Source organism: Paenibacillus sp. 1A_MP2 (genome assembly GCF_052244825.1).
GTDB classification, from domain to species: domain Bacteria; phylum Bacillota; class Bacilli; order Paenibacillales; family Paenibacillaceae; genus Paenibacillus; species Paenibacillus vandeheii.
This window is the reverse complement of record NZ_JBQQCS010000001.1, coordinates 1,510,581-1,528,908: the sequence shown is the minus strand read 5'-3', so window position 1 is coordinate 1,528,908 and position 18,328 is coordinate 1,510,581. Positions and strand designations below refer to the sequence as shown.

Genomic DNA, 18,328 nt, shown 5'->3' with positions numbered 1-18,328 from the left:
AAACAGTTTATGTGCAGCATAGGGCTAGATGTTGAATTTGAATAGAACCTGAATTGAACCTGAATGCAGCCGTAAAACAACTACTTTCGGTGGAAATGTGAATTGTTTATCCCATTACATGTTGAATCATTCGTTTTCATGGATTTAGTTCAACATCGACGTTGCGTGAGGTTAGATGTTCAGGGATACTTTCTGCTCACCTCTGAAGCAAGTGGATTAGAAGCAAGGATAAGCAGATTATCCCCATAACGTAATGCCACTTCATTAAGACCAAAGCGCCGATCATTTCTCGCCTTCCCTGCCGCCACTTCTTCAGCCAGCTGTCTATAACGTTCGTATAATCTTACTCCGGCAGAAGCGGTCTGCCTTCCTCGCTCAGCATAGCCTGCCGCCAGCTCCCTCCGTGATGCCTGTTCCATCCAATATAAAGCCAGGGACTGGCTGGAGGCGTCAAAACGATTGAGGGCTATGGCTTGTTCAAAATAATTCCCGGCTGACTCTCCTCTACCCGATCGAGCAGCCAACTGCCCCAGCTCTCCGTAGAGTTGGGGGTAAACTGGAGAATAGGACAGGCTCTGCACTAACATTAATTCAGCCTTTTTCGCAGGAAGCGTACGAGACAGGGAGATGGCGATATCCGGTCTGTAGGGGTTAAACTTGTACGCCGCCGTAAGCAGCGTCTTGCGTTCAGCACTTCCTGCATCATTGGAAATGGCTAGACGGTATTGTTGATCTGCCGCCAAATGATTTCCAGCAAACCAAGCTGTCCCGCCAAGCCAAAAAATGACGAACAGTCCTGCTAGTATCAGTTGAGGCCACGGATTCAACTGACGGAAAAAGCGGGGCCGTTTTTTGTAAGCGGCGGCCTCCTGTACAGTTTGCGACGATAGTGCCCAGCCCCCTAGCCAAATGAACATCATCCAGAGGAAGGTGAAGCTCCAGTCAAAGTCCATTGCACCATGGAGGCCAAAAACAATAATTGAAGGCATCAGCTGAGGAGCCTGCCTCCACATGGTTCGCAGGGTGGAAAAGAACCAGCCAGCGATGAGCAACAGCCCGATTATGCCTGCATCGAGGGCAAGATCAAGGATGCCGTTGTGGACCTCGCCTCCGACATAAGGCGAGGATTGGATGGCGCGAAACATGCTGCGCCATGTCTCTCCCCGTGGCCCATCCATGGGGCCTCGGTCCAGAGCTTCAGGGCGTCCCGCCACATCTGAAGGCGGGACAACCCTGTGCCGACACCAGCCGCCATGCGGTCGGCGGTGGAGGCCACGGCCAGGGCTGCGGCGGTGATCCCCGCCAGCCCCGTGGCCGTGAGGGCAGCGGCGCGTGCACGAGCGCCGCTGTGCCACAAACGGCACAGCAGCAGCGTGCCGAGCAGCGCAGCTGCCCATGCCCCGGCCAGTGCCAGCAGGCCGGGCACGGGTGCAGGCGCCAGCTGGGCAGCAGCCAGCTGGCGGTAGAGCCAGGCCGCGCACGCCAGTGGCGCGGCCGTGGCCAGCAGCAGCGGCAGGCGGGCACCGCGCCGCTGCAAAGCGAAGGCGGCGACCGCGGCGCAGCCGGTCGCCAGCCAGGCGCCGCGCGACTCGCTCAGGAGGAGCGCGGCTTGCGCAGGGAGGAGCGGCAGCACTGCCGCGATGAGCCGCCCGGCCGACAGCGGCCGGGCTACAGCTCGCGCGGCGGCAGCCAGCCGCTCCAATGCGTACATGCCGGCAACGGCGCCGTACGCATTGGGGTACTGCAGCAATCCGCCGAGCCGGGCTCCGGCGGAGCTGATCTCGGGGTCAGCGGTTCGCATGACCCCATAAGGCAGCGGCAGCACACCGCACGCGGCAAGCACGCCGCTTAGCACAAGCAGGCCACCTGCCATTTGCCAGCCGCAGGCAAACCATCGCGCTCCGTTCGCGCGCGAGGCCAGCATCACTGTTAGCAACGCAAATATCGCCAGCAGGCTCCAGCGCAGCATCTCATCCAAGCTTCCCTGTACGCTGACAGAGCCTATCCAGGCATGCAGGCCAAACCAAATTGCCAGAGCCAAGGGCCAAAACATCCAGTGGAGATGAGCGTACTGCATAAGGGCCACATACAATCGTTTGAGGGTATTCAACCACTGAGAAATCCCTGGTTTCCCATTTGTCTTCGGTGCGTTGAAGCACATCATGAACAGGATCAACCAAATAAGTGCACTGCCTGATGCCATCAGCACCATGGGGTATACGTCCGTAAAATAAAACAATCCCCTGCGTAGACACCCTGCCAACAGTAAAACCACCAGGATTAAACCAAGCATCATCGTTAGTGCTGGCTCTAATAATCGGGAAAACATTATTCCCTGAGTTGCTCGGTCCACCTTTTCTATCTTGTCCAGGCTGCCCCTATCATCTGACTTACTCCACTTAACCTTTTTATCCGATTTTACTTCCTCCATGCGTCTACCTCCTTTCACACGTCATCGTATTCATCCAAATTCCAACTAAAAAACAAAAAAGGCAGAAGCTCCCGTTAGGGTCTTCTGCCTAATTACATGCCTCTGGCACCTTATGTTGTTTTCACGGGACCCTCTTACCAGTATGTCCCGTCAAGGACGATGGCAGACGATCTGCATCAACGATTCAACAGTGATCACAGCGGCTAGGATCTTGGGTGACATCTTTAATGGATTCCCCATTTGAATTCTCTTGGCTTAAATCTGCTCCATCGTTCGGAACAGTTTCTTTCAACTTGCCCCCACCTGGAAGCAGGTCCGCACAAGCCCGCTCCAAATAAGGATCTGCCTGAATGAAGTCACGGAATGCGGTATATTCATTCCACATGTCAGCTGTCTGCCCGGCCTGACCGCGTACTGCACGGATTAATATGTTTTTTGGCGTATGCTCCATATCGATAAATTCGAGCAGCTGCGTTTTGTATCCCATCAGATCCAGCAGCTTCGCCCGGATGGCGTCCGTTGCCAATGCGGAGAAACGTTCCTTCAAAATACCGTGTGACAACAACGGATTCATCACGCTGGATTCAATCTGGTCAAACAGCTCGTGCTGACAGCACGGTACAGACAGAATGACGGAAGCCCCCAACGAACGGCTTTCTCCAAAGCAGCATCGGTTGCTGTATTGCAGGCATGCAGCGTCACGACCATATCCACTTCATTCAGCTCGTCATAGTCAGCGATGTCTCCCACAAGGAACTTCAGGTCACCGTAATGCAATTTGTTTGCCAGATCATTGCAGTGTTCAATAACATCGGCTTTTAAGTCCAAACCAATAATCTTGAGCGATCTGCGCTGCTGTACAGACAAATAGTGATATAAAGCAAAGGTCAGATACGACTTCCCACACCCAAAATCAACAATCGTAAGTGGACGGCCCTCTGGCAAATGCGGGATGACATCCTGTACCATCTCGAGGAAACGGTTAATCTGTCTAAACTTATCGTACTTGCGGGCCAAAACTCGGCCTTCCTCGCTCATAATTCCCAGCTCGACCAGGAAAGAAACGGGAACTCCATCTTCCAGCACATATTGCTTTTTACGATTATGCGAGAGGTCCACCGCAGTCTTGGAAGCTGACTTGGTCAAGATGGACACTTTATATTTTTTGCTGATCAAAATTTGATAGTCCGCGTCTGCTGTACAGAGCAGTCCTTGACGAAACGTCTCCTCGCATAGCAAAGTCATGCGTTCTGCCGCTTCAGCCGGAGTCAAATTCTCGTGCAGCACTTTGTTGGTATAATGAAATGCGAATTGATAATGCAACTGATTCTTGAGCGTTACCGGCTTGACTTGCACTTTGGTATACGAGACATTGTCCCGTCTGCGCAGCTGGCTCCAGGTCGCTGTAATCAGCGAATTCTGTTCAAAGATGTCTTGTATAAGCTTTCGCAATGAATCCACGGGGGTACATCTCACTTTCGGTTTGGTTTGGTCAACCGTTACCATACCACAATTCCGTTCCCTCTCCAAGTTAAGGTGCGTATTCAGGGGGTTTAACGATTTAGCTCGGCAAGCCCCTCTTCCACTTCCTCGCGAGGCAAGCCCCCTTGCTGCAGTTGCTCATCTTCCAGTTGTCTTAACCTTTCATAGAAAGCCTGCACCTCACCCCGATAATGAATTGGATGACTGTCGTCTACCTGCAACAGTCTGTACCAGCTATTCTCTGCCTGATCATAACGCCCCTGTTGTTCACGATACAAGGCAAGCTGCTTTTCCGTTCGTGCCGGAAGTTCGTATGCTTTCGTTTGCTCCAATATGCCCTCTACACGCTCTGGTGCATCCAGCAGCTTCGGATTAGCCCCATGATTCAGTGCATACAGGTAAAAATGAAGTGATCTCATCAGACGAATAAGTGCTTCATCCTCTGACTCCATTTTTTCATGATCATCTATGCCCTCTACTATGGACTTTTCATTATAAATGTACGCCTCTTCTTCGATCAGCCTGGCGGCTTGCTGTAGATTGTCCACTTCAATGACGCCGCGAAAACGGAACATCTCAATAACATCCTCGGCAGGCAGTGAGTTCAGCAACGATAAATTCAGGCCAAACTGCCTGCGCAGCAGCTCGTCCAACTCGGACAGAGCCTCCGTGTGTTTTCGCTGTTGTTTGAGTGTAAATACCTTGCCGATCGCTTCTGTCATTTCCTCCATCATACGGAGCAGATAATCTTTCCTGAACATGCTATATGCCCCCTCATCGTTCGATCGTGTACATTCCAGTTTCATTTACATGATCCATTCTCATCATTTTAATTCATGCCATGACAAAAAGCCAAAACATGGTGAATGCCCCCATGCTCTTACCTGAACAAATAAAACCCCTGCCGTTCTTGAGCGAACGTTGCAGGGGTTTAGCAAGGCCCAGACACTTCGCAAAGAAGGCGAAATATCTGGTACTATTCATGTTTCAGTAAATTACTTCGATAATCCCGTCAAAAATTGTTTAATGACCTGAATTAATTCTTCCGGAGCTTCATACATGCTCATATGACCTGCTCCAGGAATCACAGCTTGCGTAATATGTGGCTTGTCACTTGTAAATGTACGTTCCGGCGGAATGACGGCATCCTTCTCGCCGGCAACCAGCAGAACAGGAAGTGGTGTAGCGGACAATACATCACGGCGGTCCGGCCGTTCCCGCATAGCCAATGCAGCTCCAGTTGCCCCTTGCGGCGCCGTCTGGTAACCGATTTCTTTCACACGTGTCACTTGCGCTGATAGCGAATCCACATGTTCTGGTGCAAACAAACCGGGAACAAGCCCATCCACAAAGTGAACCATGCCTTCCGTCTGAATGGTGGATACTGCACGAAGGCGTTTTTCCTTGCCCTCTTCACTATCCGGATACGCTGTGGAATGAATCAAGCCGAAGGCATTCAATCGTTCCGGGTGGCGCTGTGCGATGGAGAGTGCGATATATCCACCCATAGAGTGACCGAGCAAGACAGCCTTATCCACCTTGAGCTCGTCCATTAATTGCAATACGTCATTGCCCATCTGATCGATGGTATAGCTACCTACAGGCGCGTCCGTTTTGCCATGTCCACGCAGATCGGGTACGATGCAACGATAGCTGCGTGCAAGCTCAGGCACAACTTCATCCCAATAGGATGAACTTCCGCAGTATCCATGGAGCAAAATGAGTGCTTCTCCCTTACCCTGTTCGGCATAACAAATCGTCGTTCCGTCACACATCACTTTTTCCATATTAAATCCCTCTCTCTGCGCAAATTAAATTCATTCAAGTTGTATATTATTAAGCCTGCAACTCATTTATGAAACGTTTGTCTGTATTTCACTGCTTCGGATACCGCCTCAGCAATCGTTCGAGACATCCCCATAACGAAATGCAGCGAGGTCATCTGAAGAATGGAATAAGGTCTCGGTCCATTCGCATTCACCACAGCAGCCACGCTGTAATGACCAACCGGCGGCAGCTTGCCGCCAACCGATCGGGCCGGAATAAGTGCATGTTCCGCGAGATAGTATGTACCTTCTGCCTGTTTTGGACCCAGACAAGCATCAATAGCGATGATGGCATGATGGGACGGGACAAGCGCCAGCCTCTTCTCCAGCGTATCGGCATCGCAAGGTGAAGCCAGTGTCCCGATCACGTGGTTCACTCCGTACTCCTGCAGCAGGCTCCCTGTCAGCGGGCCCAGTGCATCCCCGGTAGAACGGTCCGTCCCGATACAGACAAAGGTAATTTCATCGGGTGAATGAAGTTGGTAGATGTGCTTGAAAAATAATACCAAATCTTCTCCCTGCACATTTTTGCGGGCTTCCCTGCTTTGATGGCGAACCAATTCCCGCTTGTACACTGTCAATCTCTTTTCCCTCCTTTACACATGTACTCCCTACCTGAAGCTCTATTGTTGTATTCCTCATTTTACCCGATGCTTCGTTACGCCGCAAAAGCATTGGCCTGTGCCTGTCCAAACATGATACAATGACAACAGTTTCCGATATGGAAGGGATGGACATAACGATGGATTTAACGCAAGCAAGCGCAGCCAACATGGAATATATGATTGAAGCGATCAAAACGAAGCTGCGGATGGCCAGTGGAGCTGCCATGCAGGCTTCAGCTTTCCCACTCGACAAGTATGAAGATCTGTTTGACCTGTATGAGATGGTCCTAGGCAAGGAACATCTGAGTATTTCTGAAGTGGAAGCTGTCGCTTCCGAACTGGGTAACCTTCGTAAATCCTAGGCGACATTGTTCATAGAACTTTGAGCGGCTCTTTTTATGAAGGTAAAGCTATGAAGGTAAATCAACCCGTACAAAGAGGACCTGCCTTCCACGTCACAGTGGAATCAGGTCCTCTTGCGGTTGTTATATTCCAAGACTATCCTTACCGGACAGTCTGCTTCATGTTTTAAACCCTATTCCATCGGTATAAGTTACACCCTTTTCCTCAAGGCAAGTCCACCAGTACAAATTCAGCAGTCTCGCTGCCTGTACCTGTAATTTGCAGATCACAGCTCTTACGGATCCGTGCAGCATCACCCGGCTTGAGATTGAAGTTACCATCTGAACATACAATCTCGATATGACCACTAATCAGGAAGAGATGTGTACGCCTGTCTTCATGTTGAGGGTACATTAATTTTTTGCCGGATTCCAGATGGGATAGATAGCAAGTTACATCCTGTGAAATCGGTAATGCTCCCTCGGCTGCCTCTCCCCCTTGTCCCGATACAATCGGACAAAGACGGTTCAGATGCTCCTGATCCTCCAGGCGACGATTGGTATACGAGGGTTTGAGCATGCGCTGGGATGGCAAAAACCACATTTGTAAAAAACGTACAGGTTCATCCTCAGAGGGGTTAGTCTCCGAATGCTCGACCCCGGTCCCCGCACTCATGACCTGAACTGTTCCCGGTTCCAGCAATTGCTCTGTTCCCATACTGTCCGTATGTTTCAACGTACCTGATATCACATAACTAACAATCTCCAAGTCATGATGTGGATGTCTCTTAAAGCCTTCCTGCGGCATCAGTGTGTTGTCATTATGAGCCAGAAGACAACCAAAGTGGGCATTGCTTGGATCATCATAGTCCGCAAAGGAAAAGCTGAATTCACTGTGTATCCAACCTCGATCCGACGTGTGCCTTTCTTCCGATGTCACTACTTTAATCATATTCATCCACCTCCAAAGGTTTAGAGCTGCCACATCTTCGCAGCAGTTCATGCGTGTATATTTAGAATTCTATAGATCAATACCAGTTGGTATGTCATCTTTACCCGTGGCCCGGGAATTCTAATCACGCCCCTTGCTTCAGGTTATACGCTTTCTTCAGGTGAGTGAAGCTTGAATTCGCTGTCTGCCCGCCCCACAACTTTACCCGCGTCGTTCCGAATATCAGGTGGATATACCTCTGCCAGTCGTTCGATGGTTTTTCGATTGCTATATCCAATCTGCTCCAAGATGGATTGTGCAATCCAGGCCCATTCTTCTTCCGAACCGTCAAGCACTTTGAACGTGATTCCAAGGCGTTCCTTTTTCAGAGCAAAACCAAACACACCCTTGAAGCCGCCCTTGGCTACAATGTTGCTGTCTTCAAGCAGCACGGAGTCCACGCGTCCGGTTCCTCCTACCATTAGCGGATATTCGTTCATGGCTCCAGTGATGCTCTCTACCGCAGAGCGTGTAGATGGATCTTCAATCAGATCCGGGCAAGCCAGCTTCAAGTATGCGTTCGACAATGCCGATAACGGCAATGAAAATACCGGAAAGCCGCAGCCATCCGTCCCAAGTTTAATCTCTTTCTCTTCAATACCTGCCATGTAGGCCATGGTCTCCAGAATTTCACGCTGTACTGGATGTTCTGGCTCTGCATAACTACCCAAGTCTGCCTGTTTCATCTGAGTGTATGCGAGAATGCCCAGATGTTTACCGGAACAGTTGTGGAGGATACGACGCTTTTCTCCTTGAGCACGCAGCCATTGATTCCGGCTTTCTTCATTCAGGGGATAACTTGGTGCACATATGAGGCATTCTTCTCCCAATCCTATTTTGCTTTCCAACTGCTCCAGCACCTGAATATGAATCGGTTCCGATCGGTGCGAGGAAGACATGATGGCAATCTCCTGAGCTGTCAGACCATAATGCCCGGCAATACCGGCCCGAATCCCGGAATGGCCTGAAAAGGTTTGGCAGATGAACGGGTAAACGCTCTAAAATGAGGATCGCCAGCTGAATATACAATCTTGCCGTTCTCATCCGTAATGCTTATGTGTCCGTAATGGGCGCATTCCATAACGCCTGCACGGTATTCTTTAATTAACAGGGCACTCTCCATGCGAGTTCTCTCCTTTATACTCCCAAATTCATCTCTGCTTTGCGTCACGACGCCGCATGGGATATCTTAAATAGTATAGTACAAAAGCGACGTTTTTACAGTTTTTTCGACAGACATTTCGGGTAATCCTTTATCAATCTTTATCTACCTACTACCATCACTGAAGGAGACACTCATTTATGCAGCGCAAAACGCATTCATCCTCATCCGGGTTAAATCGCAAAAATTCATCATTACGCCCACTGCTCAAGTGGGCTGGTGTTGGAATGATAGCCAGCGTTTCGGTCGTCTTCTTGCTGGCGGCTCTGGGAGCGTTGCTTGGTAATGATGCTATCCTTTCATTGGATGACCGTATCCAGCAGCTGGTCTATCTGAACTCGGAATCACGTATTTATCTGCTGCCTTTCATTTCTTTCATTACTGCGCTCGGTTCTTTTAACCTTTCTGCCATGGCAGCTGTCGGTTTTTCAATCCTTTTCTTGCTGCAGCGCCGTCCCCGTTTCCTCATATATGGATATGCGTTACTCAGCAGTTTTGCCATGATGTGGATTCTGAACACCTTATTGAAGGAAATATTCAGACGCAGCAGACCTGAACTGGAACATCTGTTGATCGTTCATGGATATAGTTTTCCAAGCGGTCATGCGATGATCTCAATGGGGTTTTACGGCATGTTATTTGTCATATGGGCGATTGAAAGACAGCAACGGTTGTCTGGAGTTGCCCTGCCTGTCCTTTGCGGAATGGCATTTATATTCCTGATCGGTATTAGCCGGATCATGCTTGGCGTACATTATCCAACCGATGTTTTCACCGGATTTGCTGCCGGACTGGCTTGGATCTGCTGTATGATTCAGGGGATTAAGCGCTCCTTCTGAATTGCATTATCCTATATTTTCCATATCATTTCTCCACACGTTGATTGTTTCACCTGGAAGCACGGCGTTTATATACGAAGTAAGCAAACGCGAACAGACAACATCCTACATCAAGTATAAAGGAGGCGGTTGTTATGTGGGGTATCATTATCAGCATTGTGATGGCAGTCATTATTGGTGTAATCGGTGATGCACTTGCCGGTCACAACATGCCTGGAGGAATCATCGGTGCAATGATTGCCGGATTTGTCGGCGCCTGGCTAGGAGCACTTTTGCTGGGTAACTGGGGGCCGGTCATCGGCAACTTCGCCGTCATTCCTGCCATCATTGGAACAGCGCTCTTTGTCTTCTTGCTGGGGCTTGCGTCCAGACTGTTCAGACAGGCTGCCTGATCGGTCAACAAGGTGTTCGTTGTTTCGTATCCGTTTTTTAAATTTGAAGAAGGAGTGATTTGACATGAATAAAGCAGAAGAGCAATATCCTGTACAAAGCGGTTCCAATTTCGCCAAAGGTATTTTCATCGGAGGTTTGCTGGGTGCTGCAGCTGCGCTGCTCTTTGCCCCTAAACCAGGACGCGAATTGCGTGGTGACCTTTCCGAGAAAGTGGGCATCGTTACGGATCGCACGAAAGAAGTTGCAGCAGTTGTAGGTGATAAAGCTTCCGAACTGGCTAAAACGGTCTCTTCCAAAACTTCTGATATTGCAAAAACAGTAAACCAAGGACGTAATGACGTCATGGATTCCGTGAGAAAAGCTTCCTCTGATGTAGCGAATGAAGCAACCAAGGCGACAGAAGAAGTGGCTGCTGCTTCTGTAGAAGCCAAGGAAGATACACGTAAAGAAATAAACTCGACCAGCCTGTAAGGCTTGTGATCGAGTGACCAATAGCCAGCTGTATTCCAGCTGGCTATTTTTTATCCACACCGCGAGATTAAAGGAGGAAGAACATGAGTAAAGTCACAATGAACGGCAATACGCCCATTACCGGAGGAAAACCCGCACAACAGTATGATACCAGTGAGCACCCTTTTGAATTGCGTCATGAGGTAAAACGTCTGAACACAAGGCTGGATCAAATTGCTGACAGTCTGGAAAAATCTCAAATCAAGGATATTATCGAAAATTACAGCAGTCCCAAAAAACGCATCATTACCAATTTTACAGCCGGTATGGCACGTGGTTTGGGTTTGACCGTAGGGACCTTTGTTGTTCTTGGTCTGCTCGCCTTTATTCTTAGTCAATTCGTGAATATGCCGATTGTAGGACAATACATTGCTGACTTATTGGGATACATTGAAGATTATAAAAAATAAAGGAAGCATGTGATGCTTCCCAAGTCAATGCCTTCGTTTACCAATGCCACGTTTCTCTGTTTCCTTAACTGACGGCTGGGAGGACTTTACTTTGAGCAGATCCCCTGTCCAGCCTTTCATCATCATCCATACATACATGCCGACCATGCTAATGATGATAAGTACAAGGACAAGTACAACCCCCAGGTTTTGTCGATCCAAGGCAGATTCTCAAAGTTCATTCCCCATATGGCTCCAGCAGCCGTTGCGGGCGTGAATACCGAGGTAACGAGGGTCAATGTCTTCATGATCTCATTGCCACGCACCCCTGAAATCGCATTATCAATGGAAATCAGCGTATCGATCTCTTTCTCATAATGTTTGAACAAACGCTCCATGCGTTCGATCCGGTGCTGGAGCTGCTGAAAAAATCGGTTCTCCTTCAGCTCGTCCAGATAAGCCTCCCTGGCGGCGGCCATCAATTCGGAATACGGGATGAACAGGTTACTCCAATATAGCAACTCAAATCGGGCAGCAAGAATCTGATCCATCAGCGTTCGTGCATTGCGGGATTCCATCGTCCGCTCCAAATCACGCAGGTTCATCTCAAATTGATCCATGCCCACATGGTAATAATGCAAGATGGCTCGAAACAGCACAAACATGCCGTCCCGGGCTTCATTGCATTGTTGCAACATGGCTGCACGTTCACCTGTATTCATAATCCCTCTGGTATTGTCATCTACATTCAAGGTAACCAGTCTTTCTTGATCCACATAGAAAAACATCTGATTATCTTTACGTTGATCGTCTCTTTCATTCTTGACCGCATATAATAATGACCCGAATATGACGGGCTCCGTGCCGTTCATGAAGCGGACAGAGAGGTAATTGGACTCTACCGCCGGTATTTTGCGAAGCCAGTACTGCATTTCTGGAAATTCGCTCGTTAGTTCCTCCAAGGCTTCTGCCATACTTTCCTCATCCGGTGCCACCCAGTCCCACCATTCCCAATGGTCTGAATAGGTAGCCTTGTCCCGACGCGCTTCCAGTTTGACTTTATCCACAATCACTAACATCCACTCCTGCATTCATACTGTTCATTGAGAAATCATTGCTAGAGTAAAAGGCTGGGCAAAACCCAGCCCCTCCTCATCAAACCGTACGTGAGGTTTTCCCTCATACGGCTTTCCGATGTTCGTCATTCATGGGCATGCAAATTACAACAGCGTTTTTAGTCCATATTGGCCGGCGATATATTTAACCTCAGATACTGAACCCATCCATTTTCTGCGTTGTCTCTTCTTCGCGTACCACCGTGTTAACCGTTGCAAAATATACCAGTCCAGCTTAGCTAGTCTCTTTTGGCTGTAGTTCGTGTAGTAATAATTTCTCCACCCTTGAATCTTCGGATTGAGCCATTTCACATGTTCCGCGAACGATCTGGATCGCATACTCGGTGGAGACAGTCGCTCTTTAACGACTCCACGAATACGTTCTTCCGCCTTTTTGGTTAGCCATTGCTGCGTGGTATAATATACCTTCCCTTGCGAAGTTTCTGCTTTCGTTTTTCGGTGGTGCATTCCTAAGAAGTCGAATCCCTCGTCTCCTGTCCATAGACCTACAATGCGAGTTTTGGTCGGGTGCAGGGTTAGCTCCAGACGTTCCATAATTTTGCCTATGAGTTCATACGCATGCTCGGCGTCCTTTTTGGTTTTACAGATTACTACAAAGTCGTCTGCATACCTTGTCAGTTCTCCCAGACCTCTTCCATGTTTCTCCCATAGTCGGTCAAAATAGTTCAGATAGATATTCGCCAGAAGCGGTGAGATCACACCACCTTGCGGCGTTCCTAAATCGGAGCGCCTTACGTTTCCTTCTTCCATCACTCCCGCCTGAAGCCACTTCCGTATTAATTTCAGTATCCGCCTGTCGTTGATGCGCATCTGCACCAATTTCATCAGCTTCTCTTGATTAATGTTATCGAAGTAACCTTGGATATCGACGTCGACTACCCAATTCCCTTTGCGGTTGCAAGCTTTCCGAATTCGTTCCAGCGCTCCTTTCGCACTTCGTTTCGGGCGAAATCCAAAGGATACGTCCTCAAAATCCGCTTCAAAGATGGGTTCAATCACGAGTTTCGTTGCCATCTGTATGACTCGGTCGCGCACGGTGGGTATGCCCAGCGGTCTTTGCTTCCCATCTTTCTTTGGGATATAGTGCCGCCGTACAGGCTGCGGATGGTAGTTGCCTTCTTTCAACGCTCGTTCGCAGTCCTTGAGGAAGTTCATTTCTCCTTGTTCCTCCACATCTGCCAGCGTTATGGCATCTACACCTGCCGCTCCCTTGTTCGCTTTCACTCGTCTCCAGGCTTCGTACAAGACATCCCACCGGTAGACTTTGTCGTACAAGGCATGGAATTTACGCTTGCTGTTCTCCTTGGCCACATGACCTAGCTTATCTTGGAGTTGTTGAACTTTTTCCTTTGGTGTTGTTAGCCGATTGGCATTCACTCACTCGTACCTCCTCCAAAAGCATAAACAACGCAGGGCTCCTTCCCTCCCCAAGGTTATGTTGTCCTTGGGTTCTTCGGTACTATGAGCCCCTCGGACTCCCTTCCCACAGACGTTTCACTTCGTCTTTTGGACTTATAGAGTGTCTCTTTACGAATTCCTAAAAAAAAAAATCCGAGTGGGGGAGGGTCTCCCCAGTTCACTGCATGATCTTTCAAGCCATGCCACTCCCTCTACGCCGGAAGGTTCTTCACTGTTGTTCCAAGTTCTACACAGCTTCCTTGGCCTTCGTCTATGTGATCGAGACTCGACACCTTCTTTTCCCCTTGCAGGGCCTTTTTGACGACGCGGCAGGATTCACTTTATGTTGCGGCCTGGCTTGTTGCTCGCCCTGTCTCTGACAGGTACTTTTGTCGATGCGCTTTTGCACACGGATTTCGCCATATGCAAGCATCCTAGCTACCAAGGTGGCTTGGCCCCTCCTTGGGTTGGACTTTCACCAACAAGATCATGCGTGCCTCTGGGCACGCATCCCAAAAAAGGACACGTATGCATTCCATTGGAATCACGTGTCCTTCTTTATGCCGTGCTCAATATCATCACCGATCTGCATCTCATAATAAAGAGGCGTTCGACATAATCTGTTTTAATTTCTCAGTGGCTCGCTTCTGGATACGGGATACACTCATTTGGGATACTCCCAGTTTCTGAGCAATTGCCCGCTGCGACTGACCATCCTGAAATGCCAAAATAAGCACCTTTTGTTCCTGTTCCTTCAACTGTCCCAATGCCTGCTGCAAGTCCATCCGCTTCTCGACCGAATCGAAGTCATTTACATCTGAACTGATCAGTTCGCCCAATGTGGCTGCACTCTCATCCTGTGAAAGCGGAGAATCCAGTGACACATAGTGGTAACATTCCCGACCAGCCAAGACTTCGATGGTTTCCTCAGGGGTTAAATCCAGGTATTCTGCAATCTCGTTCACACCTGGTGAACGCTCCAGCTTCACTGTCAATTCATCAATCGCGTGCTGGACAAGTGCTCCCTTTTCCTTAATTCTGCGGGGCACCTGAATATACCATGACTTGTCCCTTAAATAATTTTTCATATGACCAATCATACTCTTCATGGCATAAGGTTCAAACGGAATACCCAGATTGATATCGTATTGCTTAAGCAAACGAATTAGAGCCATCTGCCCGGTCTGATACAAATCTTCATATAGATCGGGTCGGTTCCGCGCAATTTTACCTGCTGCCATTTTCACCATCGGTTCATATTTGCGGATAAGAACTGTTGCAATTTCGTTATCCTGGGTCTGCTGGTATTCCCAGATCAAACCTATAGCTTCAGACATGGACTCTGGGGGAGTCACTTTTTCATTCATACTTTCTCCTCACTTCTTGCAAGACGTTTTACGAGTACTACTTTCGTACCTTTGCCCGTCTCACTTTCCACACTGACATCATCCATCAGAGCTTGCATCAGGTAAAATCCAAGTCCACCGATTTGGGCATCAGACAGTTCTTTGTCATGAAGGCCTGCGCGGGATACCGCCGGGTTAATGTTCTCGAAGCTGGCACCTTCATCTTTGACGGTAATGGCTAGCGTGTCACTATCCACTTCGAACACAACCTCTACCATGCCGCCTTCGTGTGAGTAAGCATACAATACTGAGTTATTACAGGCCTCGGATACAGCAACCTTCATATCCTCAATGTCCTCATAAGAAAATCCCATTTTGGACGCAACACCATATAGATTGAGTCTTACAATATCAACGTAATCAGCTGTCGCCGGTAAATTAAGGGTGACTCTTTGAACTTCTGCATTCATTCCTTTTTCGATCCTTTCCTATTGGGAATTCTTCTGTGAGACAAAGAATTTGGCAATACCCGTCATATCAAAAAGTTTCTGAATTTGCGCAGGAACTTCCTGTACTTCAAAGCGAGCTTCCATTCCATGCCGTGCTTTCAGAACAGATAACAGGATACCAATCCCTGTACTATCGATGTACTTCAGATCCTGCATGTTAATAATCAAATCTTGTTCCTTATTGTCCACGAGTGGCTCCATCACCAAACGGAATTCAGGAGCAACTGACAAATCCAGTTCGCCAGTCAGATACACCGTGCACACACCATCAAGTGTTTCTGTTCTTGCATTGAATTTTTCATTTTTGTTTGTATTCATTAGACATCTCTCTCCTGATCAATGGTTTCTTTACCTAATAACCCATCTACAGCACATATGAAACAGTAATCGAATTAGCAAATATTTCAATTGGCCTGATTTATGGCCGATGTTTTGGATTTGAACAATCGCCTTTCTTCCTGAAATCGGGACAACTTCTGTTTCACATTGCCCATTTTCACAGGTTTGCTGATGTAATCGTCCATACCTACAGTGGAACATCGCTGCTGAATACCATCCATGACATTAGCGGTCATCGCTACAATAACCGGCTGCTGGTCTTGAGGCAGGCTCTCACGAATTCGGCGAGTACACTCCAATCCATCCATCACAGGCATTTGTAAATCCATAAATATATAATCATAGTTGCGATTCGCCAACACCATATCCAGTGCCTTCTTGCCATCCTCGGCGATATCTGCAATGAGTCCAAGCTTGCTCAGCATGATGGACATTAGTTTCTGATTAATGGGGTGATCATCGACGATTAATACGCTTGGATGCATTTCATAATTTTTAATATCCGTATGCTGATCTTCCCCCATACCATTCGTGAGCTCAGTTTCGACATAACGCTGCGCCTGAATGGTAAATACAAACGTTGCTCCACGCATCTCCGTCGTATCCAGATATATCTGTCCACCCATCATTTCAACAAGCGTTTTGCATATAGCCAACCCCAGACCGGTTCCTCCATACTTGCGCGTCATGGATGTATCCAGTTGGGAAAACGGCTGGAACAGGCGGTCGACTTTGTCTAGAGCTATACCTATTCCGGTATCTTTTACAGCAAACTCCAGCGTCATTCGCCCGTCCTTTTCTTCATTAACGGATACGATCAGATACACACCGCCATGGTCCGTGAACTTGATGGCATTCGCAATCAAATTCAACAAAACCTGACGCAGCCTTGCCATATCTCCATAGATCAATTGAGGTACCGAATCTTCCAGGAAATATTCCAGCTCAATATTCTTTTTGCCGGCTTCTGCCGCAAACAGTTTCAGTACTTCACGAATACAGGAAACAAGTTCAAACGGATGCTCTTCCAGTTCCATTTTTCCGGATTCCATCTTGGTAAAATCAAGAATATCGTTAATCACCGTAACAAGTGCATCCGCACTACGACGTACAATATCCACGTATTCCTTCTGATCTTCCTTCAGCTCCGTTTCCATCAACAGATCAACCATACCGATAACGCCATTCATGGGTGTGCGAATCTCATGACTCATCATGGCAAGGAACTCGGTCTTCGCGTTTGCAGCGATTTCCGCTTCCTCTTTGGCCTGAATGAGCTGCTGATTCATCTTCTCCAGTTCCTGCGTCTTCTGGTGCAGAAGCATGGTCTGTGTTTTCAAACGTTTATTCGTGATAAACATTTCCACAAAGCCCTCGATCTTGGACTTCAAAATCTGAGGAATAAACGGTTTGACCATATAATCAATGGCCCCCGCGGAATAACCTGCAAATAAGTGCTCTGCCTCTCTGCTATTGGCAGAGATGAAAATGATCGGCACGTCCTTGGACTTGTCACGCGCCTTGATTAATTTTGCTGTCTCAATTCCGTCCATCCCAGGCATCTGCACATCAAGCACAATGACCGCAAATTCGTCTTTCAGCAAACAGCGGAGCGCCTCTTCCCCGGAGGTTGCCTTGACGAGCTTGTACTGTTCCGATTCCAGAACCGCTTCGAGAGCGAGCAGGTTCTCGGGGCGGTCATCTACCAATAATATGTGGATTGGTTCATTGAGCCCCATGACTAAGCCTAACCCCCTATTTAATCTTCCGGTATATTTTTTCCGTCCGGTCTAACGGCTCGTAGGCATCGCTGAATTCCGTAAAATGTATTGATTCTTTAGAACCCAGAACAAGGATGCCAAAGTGGCTCAAACTTTCATGAAAAAGTCCGTGCACATGGTTCCGCAGTTCATCATTGAAATAAATCATGACATTGCGGCAAAAGATCACATTAAACTCGTTAAATGAACGGTCTGTTGCCAGATTATGCTCGGCAAAAATAATATTTTTGCGTAAATAAGGATGAAAAATAACAGAATTATATTTGGCTGTGTAATACTCTGAGAATGCACGGGTGCCCCCGGCTTCAAGGTAATTTGTAGTGTATAGTTTCATTTTCTCGATGCCATATACGCCTTCCTTGGCCTGCTGCAAAGAGCGATCATTCATATCTGTCGCATATATTCTTGCCTTGTCATACAGTCCTTCCTCGTGCAGCATAATCGCCATGGAATAGACTTCTTCTCCTGTGGAACAGCCGGCATGCCATATTCGGATATACGGATATGTTCTTAAGATCGGAATAATCTGTTCGCGAAACATTCGGAAAAGCGTAGGATCACGAAACATTTCCGTCACGGGAATGGACAAGTTCTGTACAAAACGATCAAACGCAGAACGGTCATGCAGCACCCGTTCTTGTAACCCGGAAATGGTCTTAACGCCTTCGGCATGTGCATAATGCCAGATTCTGCGCTTTAATGAAGGCAACGCATAGTTTCTAAAATCATATCCATATAAACGGTGCATACCTTCCAACAGCAACTCGATCTCGATCAGCTCACGCTCTTCATCTTGCGGTATGCGGATCGATTCTGCCTCCGCCTCGGTAGGTTTCCACGGTGTCATATT

At 48.2% G+C, this 18,328-nt stretch carries 20 protein-coding genes and 1 pseudogene; 5 read left to right on the top strand and 16 right to left on the bottom strand.

The features are described 5' to 3' along the window. Positions 1-179 precede the first annotated feature (179 nt). The 6 genes and pseudogenes from ACTWJ7_RS07605 to yyaC form a co-directional block, all read right to left on the bottom strand. Positions 180-1,145 (bottom strand): hypothetical protein, encoded by a 966-nt coding sequence (locus ACTWJ7_RS07605; RefSeq protein WP_443145261.1) that lies wholly within the window; start codon positions 1,143-1,145, stop codon positions 180-182. Further along, positions 1,061-2,431 carry a hypothetical protein gene (locus tag ACTWJ7_RS07600; RefSeq protein ID WP_443145260.1) on the bottom strand — a complete coding sequence of 457 codons (1,371 nt, stop codon included), beginning with the start codon at positions 2,429-2,431 and terminating at the stop codon, positions 1,061-1,063. Before ACTWJ7_RS07600 ends, ACTWJ7_RS07605 begins: the two co-directional genes overlap by 85 nt. A gap of 184 nt (positions 2,432-2,615) precedes the next feature. After that, positions 2,616-3,892: pseudogene (locus tag ACTWJ7_RS07595) on the bottom strand (class I SAM-dependent methyltransferase). 92 nt (positions 3,893-3,984) lie between these two features. Next, a complete protein-coding gene (locus ACTWJ7_RS07590) occupies positions 3,985-4,674 on the bottom strand; it encodes a DUF6483 family protein (protein ID WP_301882588.1) in 690 nt (229 codons plus the stop codon). A gap of 234 nt (positions 4,675-4,908) precedes the next feature. Further along, on the bottom strand, positions 4,909-5,700 hold the full coding sequence (locus tag ACTWJ7_RS07585; RefSeq protein ID WP_094939154.1) for an alpha/beta fold hydrolase: 792 nt from the start codon (positions 5,698-5,700) through the stop codon (positions 4,909-4,911). Between the two features lie 62 nt (positions 5,701-5,762). Then, complete coding sequence (gene yyaC / locus ACTWJ7_RS07580) at positions 5,763-6,314, bottom strand: spore protease YyaC (RefSeq protein WP_052016667.1); 552 nt, start codon at positions 6,312-6,314, stop codon at positions 5,763-5,765. Between the two features lie 167 nt (positions 6,315-6,481). Here yyaC and ACTWJ7_RS07575 point away from each other — a divergent pair, with 167 nt between their 5' ends. Further along, positions 6,482-6,706 (top strand): DUF1128 domain-containing protein, encoded by a 225-nt coding sequence (locus tag ACTWJ7_RS07575; RefSeq protein ID WP_024631350.1) that lies wholly within the window; start codon positions 6,482-6,484, stop codon positions 6,704-6,706. 205 nt (positions 6,707-6,911) lie between these two features. On the opposite strand, the gene ACTWJ7_RS07570 is transcribed toward ACTWJ7_RS07575, so the two are convergent. The 3 genes from ACTWJ7_RS07570 to ACTWJ7_RS07560 all read right to left on the bottom strand — a co-directional run bounded on the left by ACTWJ7_RS07570 (position 6,912) and on the right by ACTWJ7_RS07560 (position 8,799). Then, positions 6,912-7,637: a pirin family protein gene (locus ACTWJ7_RS07570; protein WP_024631351.1), complete on the bottom strand. Its 726-nt coding sequence runs from the start codon at positions 7,635-7,637 to the stop codon at positions 6,912-6,914. Between the two features lie 143 nt (positions 7,638-7,780). After that, a complete protein-coding gene (locus ACTWJ7_RS07565; protein ID WP_443145259.1) occupies positions 7,781-8,575 on the bottom strand; it encodes an asparaginase in 795 nt (264 codons plus the stop codon). A gap of 20 nt (positions 8,576-8,595) precedes the next feature. Continuing rightward, the gene (locus ACTWJ7_RS07560) at positions 8,596-8,799 is read right to left on the bottom strand and encodes an asparaginase (RefSeq protein ID WP_443145258.1); all 204 of its coding nucleotides are present in this window, start codon (positions 8,797-8,799) and stop codon (positions 8,596-8,598) included. Positions 8,800-8,978: 179 nt separating this feature from the next. Between ACTWJ7_RS07560 and ACTWJ7_RS07555 the strand changes: the two genes are divergently transcribed. The 4 genes from ACTWJ7_RS07555 (at position 8,979) to ACTWJ7_RS07540 (ending at position 10,990) form a co-directional block, all read left to right on the top strand. Further along, a complete protein-coding gene (locus ACTWJ7_RS07555; protein ID WP_301882590.1) occupies positions 8,979-9,677 on the top strand; it encodes a phosphatase PAP2 family protein in 699 nt (232 codons plus the stop codon). Between the two features lie 134 nt (positions 9,678-9,811). Beyond that, complete coding sequence (locus ACTWJ7_RS07550; RefSeq protein WP_024631354.1) at positions 9,812-10,069, top strand: GlsB/YeaQ/YmgE family stress response membrane protein; 258 nt, start codon at positions 9,812-9,814, stop codon at positions 10,067-10,069. Between the two features lie 64 nt (positions 10,070-10,133). Then, positions 10,134-10,541: a YtxH domain-containing protein gene (locus ACTWJ7_RS07545; RefSeq protein ID WP_301882591.1), complete on the top strand. Its 408-nt coding sequence runs from the start codon at positions 10,134-10,136 to the stop codon at positions 10,539-10,541. Positions 10,542-10,624: 83 nt separating this feature from the next. After that, entirely contained in the window at positions 10,625-10,990 is a 366-nt protein-coding gene (locus ACTWJ7_RS07540; RefSeq protein WP_024631356.1) for a DUF5665 domain-containing protein, read from the top strand. Positions 10,991-11,112: 122 nt separating this feature from the next. Here ACTWJ7_RS07540 and ACTWJ7_RS07535 read toward each other — a convergent pair whose 3' ends face one another. From ACTWJ7_RS07535 to ACTWJ7_RS07505, 7 genes are all read right to left on the bottom strand, one after another. Beyond that, complete coding sequence (locus ACTWJ7_RS07535) at positions 11,113-12,042, bottom strand: magnesium transporter CorA family protein (RefSeq protein ID WP_443145257.1); 930 nt, start codon at positions 12,040-12,042, stop codon at positions 11,113-11,115. 147 nt (positions 12,043-12,189) lie between these two features. Then, positions 12,190-13,482 (bottom strand): group II intron reverse transcriptase/maturase, encoded by a 1,293-nt coding sequence (gene ltrA, locus ACTWJ7_RS07530; protein WP_301882399.1) that lies wholly within the window; start codon positions 13,480-13,482, stop codon positions 12,190-12,192. A 614-nt stretch (positions 13,483-14,096) separates the two neighbouring features. Then, a complete protein-coding gene (locus ACTWJ7_RS07525; RefSeq protein WP_024631358.1) occupies positions 14,097-14,870 on the bottom strand; it encodes a sigma-70 family RNA polymerase sigma factor in 774 nt (257 codons plus the stop codon). Further along, positions 14,867-15,319 (bottom strand): anti-sigma B factor RsbW, encoded by a 453-nt coding sequence (gene rsbW / locus ACTWJ7_RS07520; protein ID WP_062325833.1) that lies wholly within the window; start codon positions 15,317-15,319, stop codon positions 14,867-14,869. The genes ACTWJ7_RS07525 and rsbW overlap by 4 nt, the downstream gene beginning before the upstream one ends. An 18-nt stretch (positions 15,320-15,337) precedes the next feature. Beyond that, positions 15,338-15,676 (bottom strand): STAS domain-containing protein, encoded by a 339-nt coding sequence (locus ACTWJ7_RS07515; protein WP_063566600.1) that lies wholly within the window; start codon positions 15,674-15,676, stop codon positions 15,338-15,340. A gap of 86 nt (positions 15,677-15,762) precedes the next feature. Next, complete coding sequence (locus ACTWJ7_RS07510) at positions 15,763-17,436, bottom strand: response regulator (protein WP_079350059.1); 1,674 nt, start codon at positions 17,434-17,436, stop codon at positions 15,763-15,765. Positions 17,437-17,452: 16 nt separating this feature from the next. Next, positions 17,453-18,325, bottom strand: coding sequence for a CheR family methyltransferase (locus ACTWJ7_RS07505; protein WP_301248852.1), 873 nt, complete (start codon positions 18,323-18,325; stop codon positions 17,453-17,455). Positions 18,326-18,328: the final 3 nt, after the last annotated feature.